Consider the following 22759-nt stretch of genomic DNA (forward strand, 5'->3'; position numbering starts at 1 on the left):
TGGATCCCTTCCATGCCGTCGATCTCATACCCACAGCGATCAGGCGGGGGTGAGCGACCAGGTCTGCAGACGCCCGCACATCCCGTAGCGCCGAGGGCCGTCGACCGCGTCGGCGGCCGCGACGCGGCCCTCGTCCAGCGTGACCGCCGACGCGTCGGCCAGCGCCTCGAGCGCCGCGTCGGTCTGGCCCGCCGCGTGGCGGACCGACGCCTCCCACGTCTCGCGCCACCCCGCCGTGCGCGGGGCGACGAGGCGGGCAGCGGCGTCGTGCAGCGGTCGCAGGGCGTCCGGCCCGTCGTGCTCGACGGCGTCCCGCAGCGCCGCGTAGCCCTCCAGCGCCAGGTCGCGCCGCGCGCGGGCGGCGGAGGCGATCTCGGCATCGGTGGCGCCGTCGTCGGGTCCCGGCAGCCGCGCCGCACCCGCGTAGCGGTCGGGAGCGGCCAGGACGTCGGCCGGGAACGTGATGACGGCGTCGCCCGCCTCGGGCAGCCCGGCGTTGGACATCACCACGAGCACCTCCAGGGCGCCGAGGTTCACCGCCCGGTGCACGACGCCGGGCCCGAACCAGACGATCCGCCCGGGCGCGAGGTCGTGCACGGCGAAGCCGTCCGGCCCCAGCGTCTCCACCCGGCCGCTGCCGGACAGGGTCACGTAGGCCTCGGTCGACGTGGTGTGCAGGTGCGGCGACCCGCTGCCCGCCGGGGCGTCGGCCGCCGGCCAGTCGTAGACCCGCAGGTGGCTGACGGACGTGCCGCCGGGGAAGACGGGCAGGCCCGTCACGCCCGCCCCACCGACGCCGGTTGTGCTGCGGGTTTCACGTGCCCGGGCTCCAGCACCCCGCCCTCGCCGGCGAGGACCTGCCGGCCGAGCTCCGCGAGCTCGACGCCCCGGGCGCCGTCGGACCCGCCGTCGGCGACCACGACGGCGTAGCTGAAGCGCAGGGTCTCGCCGGGGGCGAGCGGCACCTCCTCGCTGAAGAACGGCGCGGGGCACACGCAGGCGAACGGCTCCGACCGGACGAACCACTGTGGCGTCCCCCCGGGGTTGGTGCCGGGGTCGACCATGAGCACCGTGGAGGACCGCCAACCACCCTGCGGCCCGGGCGCCGCGCCGTCGTGCCGCCCGACGAACCCGAGCCACTCGGCGCGCAGGCCCCGCGCGTCCTCGGCGTCCGCCACCACACCGGTGCCGTCGTCGCCCGGCAGCAGCACACGACCGCCGGTGAAGGACCGGGGGCCGCGCCAGAAGAGGCCGCCGTAGCCCGCGTTCTCGCGGCCGTTGGTGGTGGGGCTGCCGATGTCGAGCGGCCCGGTGGAGACGTTCGTCATCGCGGAGGCGAAGGTCAGCACCCACACGTCGCGCTCGTCGTCCGGCAGGACCACCTGGACCGCGCGCTCCTCCCGGACGACGACGTCGCCCGCGACCTCGCCGTGCGGACCGGTGGGCGGGGTGCGCCACGACAGCTCCTCGACGAACCCGCAGGGGCCGACGGCAGTGAACTGGTCGTGCTCCATCGACCCGTCGTTGTCCAGGTCGACGTAGCCGCCCTCCGCGCGGACGTAGTTCGGGCCGCCCCAGAAGTTCCACGGACCGACGTGCGGGAGCGACCAGGCCAGGCCTTTGTGCCACACGTGGTCCCACGGGCGGTAGGCCGAGACGACCGCACCGCCCCGGGTCCGCAACGGGTGCAGGTAGGGGCGCGGGCTCTCGTACGGGACGTCGGTGGGTCGGTACACGTACGTGAAGAGGTCGACGTCGGCACGCGAACCGGTCATCGCGCTGCCGTCGCTGTCCAGGGTGACGCTCATGGTGTGGCCTCCTGAGCCGGGACGTCCTTGACCGGGGGCCACGGCGCCCCCGTGCCGCCCATGCTGTCGTAGAAGGGGTCACCGGCGGAAATCTGGCCCCGGGTCACCGTCTCGCCCGTGAACGCCGACCGGTAGATCGCGGCGGCGAGCTCGAGCGTGTTCCGGGCGTCGGCCACGGTGATCGGCGGGACCTGCCCCGCCACGAGCGCCCGGTACGTCGGCACGAGCTGGGCGAGGTGGCCCGAGCGGCCCTCGTCGACGCGCTCCTGCGCCGCCGCGCCGTCGTCGGACCAGGCCGGCAGGACGTCATCGTGGCCGGGAGCCGCCGTGACGCGCCAGGCGTCGTCGTCGTAGCCGTAGAGGTGCTCGAGCTCGACCGTCGCGTGCTCGGTGTCGACGCGCAGCGCGGAGGTCTGGCGCGGGGAGAGCAGCGAGTTGGTGATGCTGGCCATCGCCCCCGAGGAGAAACGGACCATCGCCATCGACACGTCCTCGGTGTCGACGTCGCGTGCCAGGCGCCCCGCCATGGCCCGCACCTCGCTCCACTCCCCCAGCACCGACAGCAGCAGGTCGAACTGGTGGATGCCGTGGCCCATGGTGGGGCCGCCGCCCTCGGTGTCGAACCGGCCGCGCCACGGCACGTCGAAGTACTCCGGCGGCCGGAACCAGAGGGTGTCGCACGTGGCGACGAGCGGGCGGCCGAGCACGCCGTCCGCCAGCAGGCGACGCAGCCGGAGCGCCCCGGCGCCGAACCGGTGCTGGACGATCTGGGTGAACCGTGCGCCGTCGGCTCCGTCGCGCTCAGCCTCCGCCATCGCGTCGATCTCGGCCAGGGAGAGCACGGCGGGCTTCTCGACGACGACGTGCACCCCGGCCGCCAGCGCCGCGCGGGCCTGCTCGAGGTGCAGCGACGGCGGGGTGCAGATGTGCAGGACGTCGACGTCACCGGAGGCGAGCAGCTCGTGCAGGTCGGTGCCGTGCCGGGCGATGCCGTGCCGTGCGGCGAACTCCTCGGCCCGCGCGGCGTCGACGTCGACCACGGCGGCCAGCTCGACACCGTCCAGGCCGTCGTGCTGCGCCAGCGCGTTCAACGCCTCGGCGTGGGCATGGGCGATCGCGCCGGCTCCCAGGATGCTGACCTTCATCGTTCCACTCTCTCAGTCGTCGTCATGAAGGAGTTGCCAGAACGAGCGCGAGGTATACCTCGCGCTCGTTCTGACAACTCGTGCGTCGCAGCGGTTCAGCTCACTGCGCGGCGCCAGGACGGGCAGCGCCGGGGATGGGCACCTGCGACCAGTCCGTGTCCGAGGCCAGGTAGAAACCCGGGTAGGACGGCTGGTTGTAGGACGTCTGCTGCCGCGCCACCTCGACCCGGTACTGCGGGTCGTGCATCAGCGTGTACATCTTGATGTCCGTGACCTCGGTGGAGAGGTAGACGCGCAGCGCCGAGGAGTCCTCCGTGCGCACCAGCACCTCCTCGCGCCAGTCACCGAGGACGTCCGCGACGAGCGACGGGTTGCCCTTGGTGTGGTTGTTGGTCAGGGCGCCGTCGAGGGTCTTCAGCACCGTGCCGTCGCCGGCCACGATCCGCGGGGTCTCCTCGATCGCCCCCTCGACGAGCTGCGTGCTGCCGTCGGCCGCCCAGCGCACCGAGGCGTTCGTCCCCGGCGTGGAGGCGGAGAGCCGCTCTCCCGTCGCGCTCAGCGTGCCCGAGCCGTCGGAGCCGCCCGGCATCGAGCCCCAGACCTCGATGCCCGGGGCGTCGGTGTCGACGTCGCCGATCATGCAGCGGCCGGTGTCCCGCCCGGAGTAGGCGCCGAACAGCACCTCACCCGTGGCGGCATCGCGCATCGCCGTCCCGTACGGGGCCCAGGCTCCGCCCTCGTGGCAGGTCCAGATCTCCAGACCGGGGCGGGCCGGGTCGATGTCCGTCACGTGCATCGCGTCGCCGTGGCCCAGACCGGCCTCGGCTCCTGGGTCCGCCGAGCCCTCGGGCATCGTGTCGAACGACGAGTACAGCAGCGAGCCGTCGTCGTCGATCGTCGCCGAGCCGTAGACGATCTCCTGCTTGCCGTCCCCGTCCACGTCGGCCGCGGACATCGAGTGGAAGCCCTGCGTGGTGATCGAGCCGAACTCGGGGTCGGTCCCCGGCACGCCGTGGGGGCCGTCGTTGAACGGGTTGCTCATCGGCGTCCAGCCGGAGTCGACCAACCACCGCTGGGTCAGGCTCTCGCCGTCCCAGTCGTAGGTCGCGATCGTCGAGCGCGTGTAGTAGCCCCGCGCGAACACCGCCGACGGCGTCTCCCCGTCGAGGTAGGCCACCCCGGCGAGGAACCGGTCGACCCGGTTGCCCGGCTCGATGCGGCTCATCGCGTAGTCACCCCAGCGCAGGCCGTCGTCGAAGCGGGCCGGCTCGTAGTCGACCGTGTCCATCGGGAGGCCGCTGCGGCCGTCGAACACCGTCAGGTACTCCGGCCCCGAGATCACGAAGCCCTCGAACGCGCGCAGGTCGTTGCGGCCCGAGCGCTCGGGGGCGTACACGTCCATGAAGTAGTCGGCGAGCTCGCGCGCGTCCGCGTCGGACAGCGGGTACTCGTACTGCTGCTCGATGCCGAACGCCTCCTCGAGGGTGGCCGGCCACTCGCCGCTGGTCACCTCGGGGTAGTCGGCCCAGTCGCGGAACATCTCGACCACGTGCTCGTAGTAGTCGTCCGCGCTGTACCGGTAGTCGTCGTCGTGCGTGACGCCGGCCTCCCGGTCGTCCGCCGGGATCGTCACGTACTCGTCGCCGGCCTCCTCGCCGTCGCGGTACGTGGTGGCCTGCGTGCCCGGCGCCGTCTTGACCATGACCTCGGCCCGGCCGTCACCGTCGAAGTCATACACCGGGAACTGCGTGTAGTGGGCTCCGGCACGGATGTTGACGCCCATGTCGATACGCCAGAGCTGCTCGCCGTCGAGGGTGTAGGCGTCCAGGTACTCGTTGCCCGTGTAGCCCTTCTGCGACACGTCCTTGGCGTTCGACGGGGACCACTGGACGACCACCTCGTAGGTGCCGTCACCGGTCAGGTCCGCGACGGACGCGTCGTTGGCGGCGTAGGAGTACTCCTCGCCCACGGGGGTGACGCCGTCGGCCGGCTTGTTCAGCGGGATGTCGAGGTGGTCGTCCGACCAGGGCACGACGGTCTCGCTGCGCTCGCCCCAGCGCACGTGGCTCTTCCCGTTGCCCTTGCTCTTGCCCGGGTGGCCCGCGCGCAGCGGCACGACGACGTAGCGCGAGGTGGCCTCGCCGTCGGCGTCGACGTAGTTGGTCGAGTCGGTGACGGTGCCGATCTGACGCCCGTCGCGGTAGACGGCGAACCCGGTGCCGGCCATCCCGGTCTCGGTGGACCCGGTGACCTCGTCACCGAGGAGGCGCCAGCTCAGGAACACCCCCTCGCTGGTGCTGGCCGCGACCAGGCCGCGGTCGAGGTCCTCCAGGACGATCTCGTCGCCCTGGCCGTGCCCGGGCGGGCCGTGGTGGCCTCCCGGGGCGGCCGTGGCCGTCGCCCCCAGGGCCAGGGCCCCGACGGTCGCGGCGGCGACGGCGCAGGCCGTCGTGCGGTGGAGTCGCATCGCGTGTTTCCTCCTTGCATCTTTGCAATCAGTGCACTTGCGATCACCCCCGGCGCGGCGCCGGAGGAGGTTCAGGGGGCGAGGGTCAGTCGGCGTCCGTGCGGCGGCGGGTCTCGACGGCCACGACGGCCAGGGCCAGGAGGCCGCCCACGACGAGCACGAGCGGGACGAGCATCCAGACCAGCACGGCTGCCATGAGGGTGGCCGCGGCCAGCAGGGCGGATCCGGTGAGGTCGTCGGTGGTGCGTTCGGTCGCGGCCGAGAGCGCGCGGCGTGTGGTCGTGTCGGGGAGGGGTTCGCCGTCGTGGTCGGACCAGGTGCCGGTGGCGCGCAGGACGACGGCGACCAGCCCGGTGGCGAAGAGGGCCACCACGACGGCGACGATGTTCGCGCCGGGGATGACGCCCGAGGTCGCGAGCTGCCAGTCGCCGACGAGCAGCACGGCCAGGACGAGGACGCCCAGGCCGAGGGGCCACAGGGTGCGCACGGCTTGCCACCATTCGGTGGCGAAGCGGCGCAGCGTGGTCTCGCGGCCGCTCAGGTGGCGGCGCAGGTGCGCGGCGCCGGCGGCCAGCGAGGGCACCAGGGTCAACAGGAGCACGGAGCCGACGGCGACGAGCACGCCCGTCAGGGCGACCTCGGCGAACAGGTGCAGGCTGGCCAGCGTGCCTCGGTCGGGCCCCCGGCCCCGCCGCTGCTTGCGTGCAGGGCGGGGCCGGGGAGCCGAGGGGTCCTGGCGGGGTGACATGTGCGGTCCTGTCAGCCCTTGAGGCCCTGGGTGGCCACGCCGTTGATGAGGAATCGCTGGAAGACCACGAAGAAGATCATCACGGGCAGCAGGGCCAGGACGGCCATGGCCATCTGGGCGCCGTAGTCGGACACCGAGGTCTGGTCGACGTACTGCCGCAGCGCGATGGGCATGGTGTAGAGGTTGGGGTCCTTGAGGTAGAGCAGGGGCCCGAGGAAGTCGTTCCAGGACCAGATGAACGTGAAGATCGAGCTGGTCACGATCGCGGGACGCATCAGGGGCAGGATGATCCGCCAGAAGGTGCGCCCGTGCCCGCAGCCGTCGATGCGCGCGGCCTCGTCCAGCGAACGCGGGATGCCACGGATGAACTGGACCATGAGGAAGATGAAGAACGCCTCCGCGGCCAGGAACTTCGGTGCCAGCAACGGGATGTAGGTGTTCACCATCCCGAGGTTGTTGAACAGGATGTACTGCGGGATGATCGTGACGTGGAACGGCAGCAGCAGCGTGCCGATCATGATCGCGAACATCACGTTGCGGCCCGGGAAGCTGATCCGGGCGAACGCGTAGGCCGCCACGGTCGAGGACAGCACGGTCCCGACCACGCTCAACGAGGCCAGCAGCAGCGAGTTGCCGAAGAACGTCCAAAAGGACACCCCGCCGATGCCGGACAGCGCGGTGGCGTAGTGCTCGGCGGTCCACACCTCGGGCAGCAGCTGGACGTTGCCGATGATGTCGGAGTTCGGCTTCATCGAGGCGAACAGCATCCACGCCGCGGGGTAGAGCACCACGATCGTGGCCACGACGGCGACGGTGTGGAAGATGACCGACTTCACGCGGCGGCGGTTCTTGGCGGCGGCGCGTCGCGCGACGGCCGCGTGGTCGACCGAGGGGGTCTGCGCAGGTGCGGTGAGAGTGCTCATCGTTCGTCTCCCGTGTAGTGGACCCAGCCCTTGGAGGTGCGGAACATCAGCGCCGTGATCAGGGCGACCACGATCACCAGCACCCAGGCCATCGCCGAGGCGTAGCCCATCTTGAAGTCCTGGAAGCCACGCAGGTACAGGTACAGGGTGTAGAACATCGTCGAGCCGGCCCGCCCGTGCCCCCGGAGATGATGTAGGCGGAACTGAAGACCTGGAACGCCGCGATCGTCTCCAGCAGCAGGTTGAAGAACACCACCGGCGACAGCATCGGCACCGTGATCGCGAAGAACTTGCGCACCGGACCGGCGCCATCACACTCGGCCGCCTCGTACAGCTCGGCCGGGATCTGCTTGAGCCCGGCCAGGAAGATCACCATCGGCGCGCCGAAGCCCCACACCCCCAGCAGGATCAGCATCGGCAGGCTCATGGCGGGGTTACCCACCCAGCCCCCCAGATCGATCCCGAAGACCCGCTGGATACGGTCCACGATCCCGTCGTCGGTGAACATCACCTTCCACACGATCGCGATCGACACGCTCGCGCCGATCAGGCTCGGGGCGTAGAAGATCGACCGGTACGCACCCTGCCCGCGGTGCTTCATGTTCAGCAGCATCGCCACCGCCAACGCCGCCGCCAGCTTGATCGGCGTGCCCAGCAGCACGTACCCGGCCGTGACCTGCGCCGACTGGATGAACCGCGGATCGTTGAACAGGTCCACGAAGTTGTCCAGCCCCACCCACTGCGGAGCCGTGAACAGGTTGTAGTCCGTGAACGCCAGATACAACGACGCCAACATCGGGAACGCCGTCAGACCCAAGAACCCGATGATCCACGGAGACAGGAACGCATACCCCGCCCGCGTGTCGGACCGGGAGTACTTGCGCTTGTTGTCACGCAGAGGCGTCTCGGCGTCGGTGCGCTGCAGGTGCTGCGCCGGGACGGGCTGTCCCGGGGTGGCGACCACACCCGGATCGATTGAAGCCATGATGGTGGAACCTCCGGTGCGTGCGGTCCCGCGCGGTGAGACGCGGGACCGCACGCTACGTCGAGAGCGTCAGGACTGGCCGACGGCGTCGGCGGCGAACAGGAACCACTGCTCGACGAACTCGTCGACCGTGATGTTGCCGTAGCCGAGCTCCTCGGCCAGGCGCTTGTACTCCGCCTCGATCGAGCCGAAGCCCTCGACGGGCAGCGGTGCCGGCTCGGTCACGTCGGGGGCCACGGACTCCTCGTAGGCGAGCACGGTGGCGTCGACCGAACCCTCCTCGACCTCCATCGCGTCACGCTGGGCGGCCACGGCCGGGACACCCTTCGAGGTGCCGAAGATCTTCCCGACCTCCGGGTCGTTGACCAGGAAGTCGATCAGCGCGGCGGCCTCTTCCGGGTGCTCGGAGTTGGCGCCCGAGGACAGCAGCATCGACGGCTTCCAGAACTGCTGCGGGCCGCTGTCGCCCGAGGGCATGGGCAGCATCTGGATGTTCTCGGTGCCCGAGTCGGAGATGTCGCCGGCCAGGAAGTTGTCCCAACTCATCTCGGAGGCCGCCTCGTTGACGGTGAAGCCACCGAGCGGGAGGAGCTGCGTGGTGCGCTCGGCCGGGAAGAGCTGGTCGGACTCGCGCAGGTCGGAGGCCAGGTTGAGGAACTCGGTCATCTGCGCCTCGTCGAAGGCCAGCTGGCCGTCGGTGGTGAACGGCTCCGTGCCCTGCTGGATCAGCCACTGCATGAAGAACCAGAAGGTCCCCGTGTAGTCGCCGGTGCCGTAGATCTGCGGGTCCATGTCGGCGCCGGCCGCGGACACCTCGGCCGCGAACGCGTTGTAGTCCTCCCACGTGTAGCCCGCGGCCGGCGGCTCGATGCCGAGCTCGTCCAGCAGGTCACCGTTGTAGAAGAGTGCGAGCGTGTTCTGCGACGTCGGGACGCCGTACTGGGCGCCGTCGATCTGACCCGAGCTGAGGAGGGCTTCCTCGAAGCCGGCGGTGTCGATCGAGCTGCCGGAGAGGTCGGCGAGCTGCCCGGTGCTGCCGTACTGGCGCAGGTAGGACAGGTCCATCTGGAACACGTCGGGCAGCGACTGGCCGGCGGCCTCGGTGTTGCGGGCGGTCCAGTAGTCGTCCCAGGACTGGAACTGGGTCTGGACCGTGACGTTCGGGTTCGCCTCCTCGAAGAGGTCGATCGACTCCTCGTACTTGGCGGCGCGGTCGTCGTTGCCCCACCAGGCGACGGTGAGCGTGACGTCGCCGCCCTCGCCGTCACCGGCCTCGGTCGAGTCGCCACCGCTGCACGCGGTCAGGACGAGAGTGAAAGCGGCGGTCGCGGCGACCGCGCCGGCGGCCTTGCGCGTGATCCTCATCGGAGCCTCCTTGCTCAGGACGTCGACGCCGAGGATGCCCCCTGTGGCACCCTCTGTCCCGTCGACTTGAAACGATACAATACAGGTCTCAGCGCTCGTGTCCAGCCCCTTGGGAAAGCGCTTCATCACGATCCGGCAACGAGCGCGACATCGCATCCCGCGACGATCCGGCTCTCACCAGGTCGGATGTGAGCGCTCACATCAGGACGAGCGTAGGTGATGCCGGTCTCATCGAGCGACCCGCGGGCGCGGCTCGCCGAACCTGCGGCCCGTCGGACCCATGGAGCCCGCCCCTAGACCACCGTGGCGGGCTCGGCCACGGCGAGCTGCTCGGCCTCGGCTGCGACCGCGTCCAGGAGGACGGGGTCGGTCCCCGCCCCACCGGGCAGAAGGCCCGGCAGCGCGGTGAGCGCCCGCGCCACGTCCTGCGGCCGCGCGGATCCGGCGTCGCCGCGGCCGACGGCGGCGACCACGTCACGCAGCTCGTCCGCCCGGGGATCGTCGACGCCCCGGCCGGCGACCGCCTCCCGGCGCACCACCTCGGACCATGCCGCCAGGGCGTACGCCGCACCGTGCGGCACCACCCCCGCGGACAGCCGCTGGGCGACGGTGCCGCCCCAGCGGTACGGGATCTTCTGGGTGCCGTCCATCGAGACCTGCACCGTGGTGTGCCCGGTCGCCGGGTTCGCGAACCGCTCCAGCAACGACTCCCCGTAGGCCGGCAGGTCCGCACCCTCCGGGGCCTCGAGCGTCGGCAGCGCGTCCTCGAAGAGCAACCGGCGTGCCCGCTGCGCAATCTCCGGGTCCCCGACGGCTTCGGCGATGGTCGCGTGCCCCGCGAGCCGGCCCGCGTAGGCGAGCAGGGAGTGCGTCCCGTTGAGCAGCCGCAGCTTGGCGCGCTCCCAGACCGCGACGTCGTCGGTGATCGTCGCGCCGGCGTCCTCCCAGGCCGGCCGGGGCCCCGCGAACCGGTCCTCGATGACCCACTGGCGGTACGGCTCGCCGACGACGAGCCCCTCGTCGCGCACGCCGAGCCGCTGCTCGACGGTGTCCCGCTGCTGCGCCGTCGTGGCCGGCACGATCCGGTCCACCATCGAGCACGGGAACGCGACGTGGGCGTCCAGCCAGGCGCGCAGGCCCGTGTCCCCCGGCACGGCGGCGTCCAGGGCGGCGCGGACCAGCCCCTCCAGCACGCGGCCGTTGTCCACCATGTTGTCGCAGGTGAGCACGGTCAGCGGCAACGCCTCTCCCGCCTCGCAGGCGGCCCGGTAGCGCGCCGCCAGCCCGCGCGCGAGCAGGCCGATCGCGGTCGACGCGGCGACCTGTGCACCGCGCCGACCCTCTGTCCGGTCCGCGGACCGACCGGGCTCCGCCCCTCCGTCGCCGCCGAGGGCCTGCTCGGTGACCAGCGCGTCGAGGTCCGGTCGCACCAGCCCGAGATCCAGCCCTCCGCGGGCGTCGCGGCAGTACCCCTTCTCCGTGACGGTCAACGTGACCAGATGGGTGGTCGGCGCGGCGATCGTCGCCAGCACCCTCGGCGTCTCCTCGGCCGGCCACGCGACGTCGAGCACCGACCCGACGACGTCCAGCGAGGAAGCCTCGCGCCCCGCCGTGAGGACCGAGTACACGCCGCCCTGCGGCCGCAGCTGGTCGCGCACCGTGGCCGAGCGCTGCGTGACGCCGAGGATCCCCCAGCGCCGGTCGCCGCGCGCCCGCGCCGCGAGCTCGGTGAAGACCGCCTGGTGGGCACGGTGGAACGCTCCGATCCCGAGGTGGACGATCCCCACGGTCTCCGGGTCCACGGGCGCGTCCAGATCGGTGGGGACGGTACGGCGGTGCAGACGGTCGTTCACGGGGCTCCTCGGGAGGGGTCGGTGACGGGCGGGGCGGTGGACGACCGCACCACCAGCTCGACGTCGAGCGGTGGGACGTCCGGGACGGCGGACAGGGTCTGGTCCTGCCCCCGGAGCGGGGACGCGGTGGCGACGAGGCGGTCGACCGCGGTGCGCCCGAGCCGGCGCAGGTCGACGCGCAGGGTGGTCAGCGGCGGCGTCACGAGCGACGCGACGTAGGAGTCGTCGCAGCCGACGACGGAGAGGTCACGGGGGACGTCGAGGCCGCGCGCCCGCAACCGGTCGACGAGCCCGACGGCCACCAGGTCGTTGAAGGTGACGACGGCCGTGGCACCCGAGGCCACGACGAGGTCGGCGGCGGCCTGCCCGCCCTCCACCCGGGGGCGGAACGCGCCGAGGCTGACCACCTCCACGTCGTCGTACCGGGCGGACGCGTCCGCCAGTCCGGCCCGACGGCGGCGGTCGCTCCACGAGCTCTCCGGCCCGCCCACGTACGCGACGCGCCGGTGCCCGAGCGCTCGCAGGTGTTCCAGCGCGCGCCGCATGCCACCGCGGTGGTCGGCCTCGACCGCGGGGACGCCGTCGACGTCGTGGTTGACGAGGACGACGGGACGTCCGCCGAGCGCGTCGAGCGCCCGCTCCGGGGCACGGGGCGAGCACAGCACCACGCCGTCCGTCTGCGGGGCGAGGGCGCCGATGGCCTCGGCCTCCAGGTCGGGGTCCTCGTCGGTGTCCACGATGAACAGGCCGGTCCCATGCTCCCGCGCGCGCTCCTGCGCCCCCTTGGCCACGGCCGCGAAGTACGGGTTCGCCAGGTCGGGGACCACCAGGCCGTAAGCGCCGGACCGGCCGGCACGCAGGACGGCGGCGGCACGGTTCGGCCGGTAGCCGAGCTCCTGGGCCACGGCCCGGACACGGTCACGCGTCGCGTCCGCGACCTTCTCCGGTGTGGCCAGCGCGCGCGAGACCGTGGAGATGGACACGCCGGCCACCCGGGCGACGTCGTGCACCGTGACCATGTGGTCCTCCCGTCCTCGAACCTGCTCGCGCACCGTTCGCGGCCACCTTCGCCACCGGCGTTGCGAACGTTTGCACCTGTGCTGTCGCCGACCTACCAGGGACCAGACTAGACCCTCGCGGTGACACGCTCAGCATCGAACCCGTAGGATGCAAACGTTGTCACATTCTCGACGAGGAGGCGCACGTGAGCGAGCCGTGGACCCTGCACCCCGACCGGGCCCTGCCCGCCGATCCGACCGTCCGGGCCCTCGCCCGCGAGGTCTACCAGGCCACGAGGGACCTGCCGATCGTCTCGATGCACGGTCACGTGCCGGTCGAGTGGTTCTCGCAGGACACGTCGTTCGGCGACCCCGCCCAGCTCTTCGTGATCCCCGACCACTACCTGACGCGCATGCTGGTCTCGCAGGGCGAGACGCTGCCGCGCCTGGGCGTGGGGTCCACGGAGACGGAAGCCGTCGAGCAGGATCCGCGCGAGATCTGGCGCCGGTTCTGCGCCGGGTGGCAGCACTTCCGCGGCACGCCGACGCGGTACTGGCTCGAGCACGCCTTCGTGGAGATCTTCGGGGTCACGCAGCGCCCGTCGGCCGCGACCGCCGACGCGATCTACGACCAGGTCGCCGCGCGCATCGCCGAGCCGGGATTCCGGCCGCGTGCCCTGCTGGACACGTTCAACATCGAGGTCATCGCCACGACCGACGCCGCGTGGGCGCCGCTGGAGGACCACGCGCGGCTGGCCAAGGACGGCTACGGCGACCGTGTGCTGCCCACGTTCCGCCCGGACCCGCTGCTGCACCTCGACCGTCCCACGTGGCGCGACGAGATCACCCTGCTCGCCCGCTCCGCCGACCACGAGATCGACTCCTACGACGACTACCTGACGGTGCTGCGCGACCGCCGCCGCCAGTTCATCGAGGCGGGTGCGCGAGCCACCGACCACGGCCATCTCGCCGCGGACACCACCCCGCTCGACGACGGCGAGGCCCGGAGGGTCTTCGACGCCGCCCTGGCCGGCACGGTGACGGCCGCCGAGGCGCAGGCCTTCAGCGGGCACATGCTGTTCCAGATGGCGGCGATGTCCGCCGAGGACGGCCTGGTGATGCAGCTGCACCCCGGCGTGCTGCGCAACCACGCGTCGGCGCCGTTCGCCGCGTTCGGCCCGGACAAGGGCTACGACATCCCGGTGGTGACAGAGTTCGCCCGGTCGCTGCGGCCGGTGCTCGACGCGTTCGGCCACCACCCGGACTTCCGCATGATCGCGTTCACGGTCGACGAGGACGTCTACTCCCGTGAGCTCGCGCCCTTGGCCGGCGTCTACCCGGCCCTGCGCCTGGGTGCCCCGTGGTGGTTCCTCGACGCCCCGGACGCGATGCGCCGCTTCCGCGAGGCGGCGACCGAGACCGCGGGCTTCAGCAACATGAGCGGGTTCGTGGACGACACCCGCGCGTTCTGCTCCATCCCCGCGCGGCACGACCTGGCCCGCCGTGTCGACGCCGGCTACCTGGCGCGCCTGGTGGCCGAGCACCGCCTCGAGCTCGACGAGGCGACCGAGACCGCGGTCGACCTCGCCTACCGGCTCCCCCAGGCCGCCTACCCCAGCCCCCGCTGACGCTGTGGGTATGAGATCGACGACTCTGTGCCCTGTCGAGCCGTAGATCTCATACCCACAGCATCTGCTCGTCGCTCGAAGGAGAGCTGAATGCCCGCCACGCCCCACTGCCCCGCCGGGGTTGCTGAAATCGATTTCCATCCCGCCTGGTTGCCCGCCGGCGCGTTCCGGGCCGTCGGCATCCGTCGCGTCGCGCTCAGCGCAGCGGCCGACGGCGGCAGCCCGGCCGCGGCCGAGGTGCTCGCCACGCTGCGCACCGAGCTGGGACGGGCCACGCGCACCCACGGTGGCGCCGTCGTCGGACCCGACGACGACCCCGACCTCCTCCTCGCCCTCGTCCCGTCGGAGCCCGCCCGGTCCGACGCACGCGACGAGCCCGACGGCTTCCGGCTCGAACGGTCCGGTGGCCGGGTCACCGTCACCGCGAGCCGTCCGACGAGCCTCCTGCACGGCTGGTTCCACGTGGTGCGCCTCGCCGGGGCGGCGTTCGCGGCGCGGCCCGGCGCACCCGGCACGGAGGAGCACCACGCTCCCGCGAGCCCCCTGCGGGTGCTCGACCACTGGGACAACGTGGACGTCCACCCGGTGATGGGCCAGGTCGAGCGGGGCTACGCGGGCGGCTCGATCTTCCACGACGCCGGCCGGGTCCGCACCGACCTCACCCGCGTCACGGCGTACGCCCGGCTGCTCGCCGCCGTCGGGGTCGACCGGGTCGCGATCAACAACGTCAACGTGCACGCCCGCGAGGCGCGGCTGCTCACCGACGACCTGCCCGAGGTCGCCCGCCTCGCCGCCGCACTGCGCCCCTACGGCGTCCGTACGCACCTGTCCGTGAGCTTCGCCGCACCGATGACCCTCGGCGGCCTGCCGACGTCGGACCCCCTCGACGAGGACGTGCGCGCCTGGTGGCGCGCCGCGGCGGACCGCGTGTGGGCCGAGATCCCGGACTTCGGCGGGTTCGTCGTCAAGGCCGACTCCGAGGGCCAGCCGGGCCCGTTCGCGGACGGCCGCGACCACGCCGACGGCGCGAACGCGCTCGCTGAGGCGGTCGCCCCGCACGGCGGGCTGGTGCACTGGCGGGCGTTCGTCTACGACCACCGGCAGGACTGGCGCGACCGCTCCACCGACCGCGCCCGCGCAGCCCACGACCACTTCGCCCCGCTGGACGGGCGGTTCGCCGACAACGTGGTCGTCCAGGTCAAGCACGGTCCGCTCGACTTCCAGGTACGCGAGCCCGTCTCCCCCGTGCTCGCCGCGATGCCCCGCACCCGGGTCGCGCTCGAGCTGCAGGTCACCCAGGAGTACACGGGCCAGCAGCGGCACGCCGTCTATCTCGGCCCGGCCTGGAGCGAGGTGCTGCGCTGGCGCCCGTGGGGCGACGACGGCGCGACGGTGGCCGACGCCGTCGCACCCGCCGGAGGGTTCGCCGCGGTATCGAACGTGGGCGACGACCGGTTCTGGACCGGCCACCCGCTCGCCCAGGCGAACCTCTACGCGTACGGCCGGCTGACGTGGGACCCCACGCTCGACGCCACCGCCGTCCTCGACGAGTGGGTCACGTTGACGTTCCCGGAGGCACCCGGGGAGCTGCGCGAGGCGGTCCACGCGATCCTCGACGAGTCGTGGCGCACCTACGAGCTGTACACGGCGCCGCTCGGTGTCGGGTTCATGGTGCGTCCGGGCCTCCACTACGGGCCGGACGTGGACGGCTACGAGTACACGCCGTGGGGCACGTATCACTTCGCCGACCGCGACGGCGTCGGCGTGGACCGCACGCGCGCCACCGGCACGGGATACACCGGCCAGTACCCGGCGCCCTGGCGGGACGTGTACGAGTCGCTCGACACCTGCCCCGACGAGCTGCTGCTGTTCTTCCACCACGTGCCGTACACCCATGTCCTGCACAACGGGACCTCGGTGATCCAGCACATCTACGACACCCACTTCGAGGGCGTCGAGCGCGTGGAGCGCATGGTCGCCACCTGGGAGCGGGTCGCGGCGCTGGTGCCCGACGACGTCGCGCGGCGTGTCCGGGAGCGGCTGGCGGAACAGCTCCGCTCGGCCGTCGAATGGCGCGACCAGGTCAACACGTACTTCTGGCGCAAGTCGGGTGTCGGGGACGCCCACGGCCGCCCGATCTACTGACTCGCTGTGGGTGCACGACACGCCGCCGGGCTCTTCGACCCGGCGGCGTGTCGCGCACCCACAGCGAGGGTGGGAGGTGGCTACAGGGCCCCGCCGGCCGCCTTCGGGGCGTCGGCGGCGTCACCGGCGTCACCGATCGCTTCACGGGCGACGTAGTTCTCCAGGTCGAACAGGTTGTCCCCCGCCCGGCGCGCCACCGTCAGCAACGTGTTGGCCGACGCCACCTCCTCGACCTGCTCCTCGAGGAACCACAGCATGAACTGCTCGCCCAGCACGTCACCCTCGTCCCGCGCCGCGCGGAAGATCGCCTCGATCTGTCGGGTGACCTGCTCCTCCTGGTCGAGGGCGAGCTGCAGCGGTTCGATCACGTCGGCGAACTCGTTGGTGACGTCCGGCGTGCCCGGGATGCTCGCCGGCAGCGACCGGTCCAGGTGGTACTGGACGATCATCATCGCGTGGTTGCGCTCCTCGAGCGCCTGCCGGTAGAAGTGTGCGGCCATCCGCGGCAGGTCGTGGCCGTCGAACCACACCGCGATCGCGACGTACTGCTGGTGCGCCGCCATCTCGTGGCCCACCTGCTCGCCCATCAGCTGCCAGAACCGCGAACCCTCAGAAGTCGTCATCCGGTCACGCTAGCAACCGGCTCGGCGTCATGACTCGACGAACCGCAGGCGCACCTCGGAGAGCAGCGGCTTCTCCCAGCGCAGCAGCAGCGCCACGAGGAGCACGCCGAAGACGGCGAGCACCGCGGGCGTCGTGAGGAACACGACCGCCCCGGCGAGCACGAGGACGGACAGGACCGCGAGCGTCACCCGCGGCAGCCTCCCGAGGAAGTACAGCGCGAGCCGGGCGGTGTCCCGGCCGCGGAACGCGAAGAACGACGTGATGACGGTGGACTGGACGAGCCACAGCACGACGACGGCGGCGAGCCCGAGGAGGATGCCCGCCCACCAGGCGGGCACACCGGCGACGGCGATGTTGACGGTGGTCCACGTGAGCGCCGCGAGGACGGCGACCCCCGGCACCCACAGCTTCAGCACGTCGCCGACGTTCATGCGGTAGCCCTTGAGGAAGGCCGCCGCCGGTGCCAGACCGTCGTCGCGCGCCCTCGCCCCCAGCGCGAACAGCGCCGCCGACAGGCCCGGGCCCACGAACAACGCGGAGCCGACCACCAGCGGCACGTTCGACGGGTGCGGCGCGATGAGGAACGTCAGCACCACGGTGGGTGCCACGCTGATCGCCAGCAGGATCCCCACGACCAGGAGCCGGTACACGGTCGAGGTCGCGCGCCCGGCCGGACCGGCCTGCGGGTCGCCGGGGACAGGGGCTTCGGAGGCGGTCACGTCACCTACCGTACGGGCCGCGGCCCAGGATGCGGGAGTCGTCCAGCCACGGCGGTGTCTCGTCGTCGACGGCATCCAGCTCGACGAGCGTCACCTCGTGACGCCCCAGGGTCAGGTCGAGTTCCACCCGGCCCTCGACGACGGCGAGCGCCTGGTGGCTGCGCACCGGCTCCGCGGCCTCGTGGAGCGTGTCGAGCTGCCGGGCGCGGGGCGAGGCCAGGCCCATCTCGCACCATGCCGCCCAGGCGTTCCCGGCGGTCTCGTTCACCACGGACCGGTGGGCGTAGACGGACCGGTGCCCGGGGACGGGGACCGACAGGCGCAGCTCGTGCCGGTCGGGCTCGACGGGGTCGTCGGTGCCGCCGACGGGCTGCCAGGCGAGCACCGTGACCCGGCCTCCCGCGTCCCTGGTAACGAGGTGGTCGGTCCCGCGCGCGAGCACGTCTCGTCCCATCCTCGCCATGAAGGCGTACAGGTGGAAGGTCGGCTTGCGCACCTGGCGGTGGGTGAGCATGCCGAACCCGCCGTGGAAGAACGACGTCGGCACCCCCTCCTCCTCGAAGGTGTCGCTGAAGGTCCAGTACGAGAACGAGTCGACGTGGTCACCGCCCGCGGCGAGCACCGGGGCGAGGTACGCGGCGTTGTACGCCGTGTCGTGGACCGGGTTGTCCGGCCGGTAGGAGGTGTTGAACTCCGTGACGTGCACGGGCACGTCTGCCAGGGGCGTGCCGGCGAGCATCCCCTTCGGGCGGGCGAACTGCTCCAGGAGGTGGTGCGGTGCCCGCATCGACTGGTAGACGCCGAACGGGACGTGCTGCGCCTGCCCGGAGGTGTAGGCGTGCACGGAGACGAAGTCGCACGGCACGTCCCGGGCGAGGACGTGCTCGGCGAACGGCTCCCACCAGTCGTCGGCGCCCGGGGAGAGTGCCGGGCCGCCCACCTGCAACGACGCGTCGACGTCCTTGACGGCGCGCGCCGTCACCTCGTAGAGGCGCAGGTAGGCGTCCAGGTCCGCACCCTGCCAGAAGTGCGGCAGGTTCGGCTCGTTCCACACCTCGACGGGCCAGGTGCGGACCTCGGCGATCCCGTAGCGGTCCACCAGGTGCCCGACGACGGCACCCACCAGCGCCGCCCACTCGCGGTGGTCGCGGGGCGGGGTCACGTTGCCCCGCCACCAGAACACCGTCTGGTCCCCTGACGCCAGCGCGCTCGGCATGAACCCGAGCTCCAGGAAGGGCTTGATGCCCAGCCCCAGGTAGGCGTCGACGACCTGGTCGACGTAGGTGAACGCATAGCGGGTGCCCGCGTGCCCGGCCGTGCCGTACGGCCGGTGCACGCCGACGTCGTCGGACAGCAGACCGTGGCCCCGGATGTACCGGAAGCCGACCTCGCGCTGCGTCAGGGCCAGGGACTCCTGGTAGTCCTGACGCAGCGCCAGGTTGAAGCGGCCCGTGCCGACACAGGATCGCCAGGCGTCGCTGAGGACACCCACCGGGTCGGCGGGGACGGTGATGCGTGGCACGGTGCTCCCTCGGGTGATCAGTCGCCGACGCCGGCTGCGGCGTTCGCGCGGTCCACGTAGTCGTTCATGCCGGCGCCCTCGAGCTCGGCGACGTACGCGTCCCACTCGGACATCGGGCGGTCGCCGAGCATGAAGGACGCCGTGTTCTGCATGACGACGTCCTGCAGGGAGGTCTGCTGGAGGCCGGCCTGTTCCTGCTCCATCTCGTCGTACTGAACGCTCGGCGGGATCGGCAGCTCTTCCTTCACCGCGTTCACCCCGTCCATGAACTCGACGACCTCGTCGCTGAGCATCGACTTGTCGAGGTCCTCGGTGGACCCGTGCGCGATCGACCACACGCCGTTGTAGTAGCCGAAGTCCGCGTTGAGGAGCTGCGGGGCCTCCGGGTTGAGCGAGCCCCAGCCGACATCGTCGACCAGGACGCGCTCGTCGCCCTCGCGCTCGAAGGTCTCACCCTCGACGCCCCACTTGGCGAACTCCAGGCCCTCGTCGGAGTAGTAGAGCCAGTCGACGAACTGCAGCATCGCCAGAAAGTCTTCCTGCTCGGCCGCCTGCGCCGAGAACATCAGGCCGGACTCGCGGCGGGTGCCGCCCGGGATGTGGTCGCCCGCGGGCCCGCCGGGCACCACGATCTGGGCGAGCTCGGCGTCGTTGTCACCGGTCTCGGCGAACGCGTCGCGGTACTCGAGCATCGTCTGGTCGTTGGTCCCGATCGCGGCGGCCTGGCCGGATGCGAACTTCTCCTTCGCCTGGTCGTCCTCCTGGGTCAGCGCCTCGGGGTCCAGGAGGCCGTCGGCCACCAGGTTCGCGAAGTACTCGACCAGCGACCGGTACTCGTCGGAGGCGCCGGCGTACTCGTACACGCCCGCCTCGGCGTCCCACTGCAGGCCGAGCCCGTAGTTCCACCCCGCGTTCGTGCCGAAGTTGGGCGCCGCGGCCATCATCGTGGCCTCGATGGGCCCGTTGATCGACCAGCGGTCGGTCATGGGGTGGGCGAGGTCGGGGTTCTCCTCGGCGATCGTGGCGAGCTGCGCGGCGAACTCGTCCCACGTGGTCGGGTGCTCGAGACCTGCGTCGTCCCAGAGGTCCTGCCGGATGGCGATCGAGTACTGGTGCTTGGCGACCTCGTGGAGGCCCGGGATCATGTAGTACTTGCCGTCGGCCTGCCGTTGCGCCTCGATCTCCTCGGTGAGGCCCCACTCCTCCACCTTCCGCTGGAAGTTCGGCATGTGCTGCACGTAGTCGGAGATCGGCAGGACCGCCCCGCCGCCGATGAACTGCACCTCGTCTCCCGCGTACGTACCCGGCATGATGTCGGGCGCCTCGCCGGAGCCGATCAGCACCGACCGCTTCTGCTGCATGTCCTCCAGCGGGACGGTCTCGTAGTCGAAGGTGACGTTGTTGTCCTGCTCGAGGTGCTGGACGATCGACCAGTCCTCCTTGAAGGGGTAGTTCGGGTGGTCGCGGTAGAGCAGGCCGAACTCGACCGGCTCCGTCGCCACGAAGGTGTCGCCGGCCGCGAAGTCCTCCATGTAGCCGACCTGTGCGGACAGGTCGATCGCGCCGGCCTCGGCGTCGGACTCCTCGGGGCTCTCCCCGTCGCTCGAGCAGGCGGTCAGCGTGACGGTGAGCGCGAGGGCCGCGCCGCCCGCCACGACCTTGTTGCGGGTGATCCTCATGGTTCTCCTCCTGGGTGAACGTCGTTGTTCCGGTGGGGTGAAACGATTTCTGGAGCGGGCAGGTCCGGCCTCGCCCCGCGGGTGCCCCGCTCAGCCCTTGACCGAGCCGAGCATCACGCCGGACACGAAGTACTTCTGGATGAACGGGTAGAAGCAGACGATCGGCAGCACCGTCAGCAGCATGGCGACGGCCTGGATGTTGGCGCCGATCTGCACGGTCTCCATGCCCGCCTCGACACCGCTGCCCGTCGCGCCGGCCAGCAGGTTGCGCAGGTAGAGCGTGACCGGCTGCAGCTCCGGGTCGCTGAGGTAGAGGAACGCCGGGAACCACGCGTTCCAGAACGAGACGGCGTAGAACAGCACCATGGTGGCCACGACCGCCTTGGACAGCGGCAGCACGACGCGGCCGAAGATGCCGTACGTCGTCAGCCCGTCGATCGAGGCGGCCTCCTCGAGATCGCTGGGGAAGTTCTCGAAGAACGACTTCATCACCAGCAGGTTGAAGGCGCTGATCGCGTTGGGCAGCACGATCGCCCAGATCGAGTTCTTCAGCCCGAGGTTGGTGATGAGCAGGTAGTTGGGGATGAGCCCGCCGTTGAAGAACATCGTCACCACGACCAGCCCGATGAAGAACGACCGCCCCTTGAGGTGCCGCTTGGACAGGGCGTACGCCATGGTCGTGGTGAGCACCATCGCGATTCCGGTCGCCAGGACCGTCTGGACGATCGTGTTGCGGTACCCGGTCCAGAAGCGGTCGTCGCCGAACACGGTCTCGAACGTGGTCAGGTTGAACCCGCGCGGCACGAGGTTGACCTCGCCGGCCACGATGTAGCCCTGGGAGCTGAACGCCTGGGCGACCAGGTTCACGAACGGGTACAGGGTCACGAGGCAGACCAGCACCAGCACGACGGCGTTGGCCCACCGGAAGACCGTGTAGCCGCGACCGTCCTTGACGGTCGTGGGGACCGACCGGACCGCGGAGATGTCCGGCGTCTTGGGCGTCGTGCTCACCACAGGGAGGCTCCTACCAGTCGCTTCGAGAGGGCGTTGGCCGACAGGACGAGGGTCAGGCCGATGACGGCCTCGAACAGGCCGATGGCGGCGGCGTAGGAGAAGCTCCCGCTCGTCAGGCCGACGCGGTACAGGTACGTCGCGATGACGTCCGCGGTGGAGTACGTCAGCGGGTTGTAGAGGAGGAGCACCTTCTCGAACCCGACCGCGAGGAACGTGCCGATGTTGAGGATGAGCAGCACCACGATCGTCGGGCGGATACCGGGCAGCGTGATGTGCCAGGTCTGCTGCCAACGGTTGGCGCCGTCGATCCGGGACGCCTCGTAGAGCTGGTCGTCGATCGTGGTCAGGGCGGCGAGGTAGAGGATCGTGCCGAAGCCCACCACCTGCCAGATCTCCGAACCCACGTAGACGGTGCGGAACCAGTCCGCCCGCTGCATGAACGAGATCTCGTCGCCACCCACCGCCGTGATGATCTGGTTGATCGTCCCGTTGAGCGCCGTGAGCTCGTAGACGAACCCGGCCACGATGACGATCGACATGAAGTGCGGCAGGTAGGTGATCGTCTGGACAGCCTTCTTGAACCGGCGCGACCGCAGCTCGTTGAGCAGCAGCGCCAGCACGATCGGCAGCGGAAAGACCACGACGAGCGTCAGCGCACCGAGGACGACGGTGTTGGTGAACACGCGCCAGAAGGTCGGGTCGCTCCAGAACATCTCGACGTAGTGCAGGCCGACCCACTCGTCGCCGAAGATCGAGCCGCCGGGGCGGAACCGACGGAAGGCGATGACGTTGCCCAGCATCGGCACGTAGCGGAAGAGCAGCAGGAACGCGACCGGCAGCACGAGGAACGTGTACAGCCGCCAGTCCCGGCGCAGCGCGCGGGCCCAGGTGTCGCTGCGCCGGACGTCGCCGCGCTGCCGCCCCCGTCGTCCGCGACGGCGCACCCGGGACCGCCGGTCGTCCGACGGTGGCGGGCCGGTCGCGGTGCCGAGCGCTGCGGCCGGCGCGAAGTCCACCGCCTCGGTCCCTCGTGTCATACCTGCTCCTGGTTCACGTCATCGTGACGGGCTCGCGCCCTGGCGTCATCGCCTGTCGAAACTTTCGGCATTGAAAACGTTGTCAACGTGAGCGAGACT

At 71.3% G+C, this 22759-nt stretch carries 17 protein-coding genes and 1 pseudogene; 2 read left to right on the top strand and 16 right to left on the bottom strand.

The features are described 5' to 3' along the window. Window positions 1–39 precede the first annotated feature (39 nt). The 10 genes and pseudogenes from AC3RJ8_RS14695 to AC3RJ8_RS14740 all read right to left on the bottom strand — a co-directional run bounded on the left by AC3RJ8_RS14695 (window position 40) and on the right by AC3RJ8_RS14740 (window position 12313). The gene (locus tag AC3RJ8_RS14695; RefSeq protein ID WP_489713302.1) at window positions 40–780 is read right to left on the bottom strand and encodes a cupin domain-containing protein; all 741 of its coding nucleotides are present in this window, start codon (window positions 778–780) and stop codon (window positions 40–42) included. Then, window positions 777–1808 carry a DUF6807 domain-containing protein gene (locus AC3RJ8_RS14700; protein ID WP_489713303.1) on the bottom strand — a complete coding sequence of 344 codons (1032 nt, stop codon included), beginning with the start codon at window positions 1806–1808 and terminating at the stop codon, window positions 777–779. Before AC3RJ8_RS14700 ends, AC3RJ8_RS14695 begins: the two co-directional genes overlap by 4 nt. Beyond that, complete coding sequence (locus AC3RJ8_RS14705; protein ID WP_489713304.1) at window positions 1805–2953, bottom strand: Gfo/Idh/MocA family protein; 1149 nt, start codon at window positions 2951–2953, stop codon at window positions 1805–1807. The genes AC3RJ8_RS14700 and AC3RJ8_RS14705 overlap by 4 nt, the downstream gene beginning before the upstream one ends. Window positions 2954–3053: 100 nt before the next feature. Then, window positions 3054–5420 carry a rhamnogalacturonan lyase gene (locus tag AC3RJ8_RS14710; protein ID WP_489713305.1) on the bottom strand — a complete coding sequence of 789 codons (2367 nt, stop codon included), beginning with the start codon at window positions 5418–5420 and terminating at the stop codon, window positions 3054–3056. Between the two features lie 85 nt (window positions 5421–5505). Continuing rightward, window positions 5506–6168, bottom strand: coding sequence for a hypothetical protein (locus AC3RJ8_RS14715; RefSeq protein ID WP_489713306.1), 663 nt, complete (start codon window positions 6166–6168; stop codon window positions 5506–5508). Window positions 6169–6179: 11 nt separating this feature from the next. Continuing rightward, window positions 6180–7091 carry a carbohydrate ABC transporter permease gene (locus AC3RJ8_RS14720; RefSeq protein ID WP_489713307.1) on the bottom strand — a complete coding sequence of 304 codons (912 nt, stop codon included), beginning with the start codon at window positions 7089–7091 and terminating at the stop codon, window positions 6180–6182. After that, window positions 7088–8076: pseudogene (locus AC3RJ8_RS14725) on the bottom strand (carbohydrate ABC transporter permease). The gene AC3RJ8_RS14720 and the pseudogene AC3RJ8_RS14725 overlap by 4 nt, the downstream one beginning before the upstream one ends. A gap of 69 nt (window positions 8077–8145) precedes the next feature. Next, a complete protein-coding gene (locus tag AC3RJ8_RS14730; RefSeq protein WP_489713308.1) occupies window positions 8146–9441 on the bottom strand; it encodes an ABC transporter substrate-binding protein in 1296 nt (431 codons plus the stop codon). A gap of 293 nt (window positions 9442–9734) precedes the next feature. Continuing rightward, window positions 9735–11294 (bottom strand): mannitol dehydrogenase family protein, encoded by a 1560-nt coding sequence (locus tag AC3RJ8_RS14735; RefSeq protein WP_489713309.1) that lies wholly within the window; start codon window positions 11292–11294, stop codon window positions 9735–9737. Beyond that, window positions 11291–12313, bottom strand: a complete 1023-nt coding sequence (locus tag AC3RJ8_RS14740; protein WP_489713310.1) for a LacI family DNA-binding transcriptional regulator — start codon at window positions 12311–12313, stop codon at window positions 11291–11293. The genes AC3RJ8_RS14735 and AC3RJ8_RS14740 overlap by 4 nt, the downstream gene beginning before the upstream one ends. 185 nt (window positions 12314–12498) lie before the next feature. Here AC3RJ8_RS14740 and uxaC point away from each other — a divergent pair, with 185 nt between their 5' ends. Then, a complete protein-coding gene (gene uxaC / locus AC3RJ8_RS14745) occupies window positions 12499–13920 on the top strand; it encodes a glucuronate isomerase (protein WP_489713311.1) in 1422 nt (473 codons plus the stop codon). 90 nt (window positions 13921–14010) lie between these two features. Next, window positions 14011–16065 carry an alpha-glucuronidase gene (locus AC3RJ8_RS14750; RefSeq protein WP_489713312.1) on the top strand — a complete coding sequence of 685 codons (2055 nt, stop codon included), beginning with the start codon at window positions 14011–14013 and terminating at the stop codon, window positions 16063–16065. Between the two features lie 80 nt (window positions 16066–16145). On the opposite strand, the gene AC3RJ8_RS14755 is transcribed toward AC3RJ8_RS14750, so the two are convergent. The 6 genes from AC3RJ8_RS14755 to AC3RJ8_RS14780 all read right to left on the bottom strand — a co-directional run bounded on the left by AC3RJ8_RS14755 (window position 16146) and on the right by AC3RJ8_RS14780 (window position 22660). Continuing rightward, window positions 16146–16688: a ferritin gene (locus AC3RJ8_RS14755; RefSeq protein ID WP_489713313.1), complete on the bottom strand. Its 543-nt coding sequence runs from the start codon at window positions 16686–16688 to the stop codon at window positions 16146–16148. Window positions 16689–16715: 27 nt separating this feature from the next. Beyond that, window positions 16716–17408 carry a DUF624 domain-containing protein gene (locus AC3RJ8_RS14760; RefSeq protein WP_489713314.1) on the bottom strand — a complete coding sequence of 231 codons (693 nt, stop codon included), beginning with the start codon at window positions 17406–17408 and terminating at the stop codon, window positions 16716–16718. Between the two features lies 1 nt (window position 17409). Next, complete coding sequence (locus tag AC3RJ8_RS14765) at window positions 17410–18930, bottom strand: GH39 family glycosyl hydrolase (RefSeq protein WP_489713315.1); 1521 nt, start codon at window positions 18928–18930, stop codon at window positions 17410–17412. A gap of 17 nt (window positions 18931–18947) precedes the next feature. Continuing rightward, window positions 18948–20609, bottom strand: a complete 1662-nt coding sequence (locus tag AC3RJ8_RS14770; RefSeq protein ID WP_489713316.1) for an ABC transporter substrate-binding protein — start codon at window positions 20607–20609, stop codon at window positions 18948–18950. 90 nt (window positions 20610–20699) lie between these two features. Then, window positions 20700–21620, bottom strand: coding sequence for a carbohydrate ABC transporter permease (locus AC3RJ8_RS14775; protein WP_489713317.1), 921 nt, complete (start codon window positions 21618–21620; stop codon window positions 20700–20702). After that, complete coding sequence (locus AC3RJ8_RS14780; protein ID WP_489713318.1) at window positions 21617–22660, bottom strand: ABC transporter permease; 1044 nt, start codon at window positions 22658–22660, stop codon at window positions 21617–21619. The genes AC3RJ8_RS14775 and AC3RJ8_RS14780 overlap by 4 nt, the downstream gene beginning before the upstream one ends. Window positions 22661–22759: the final 99 nt, after the last annotated feature.

The sequence above is a fragment of the Isoptericola sp. MSGPD8_1_ISO-PGPR-S23-394 genome (assembly GCF_058072785.1).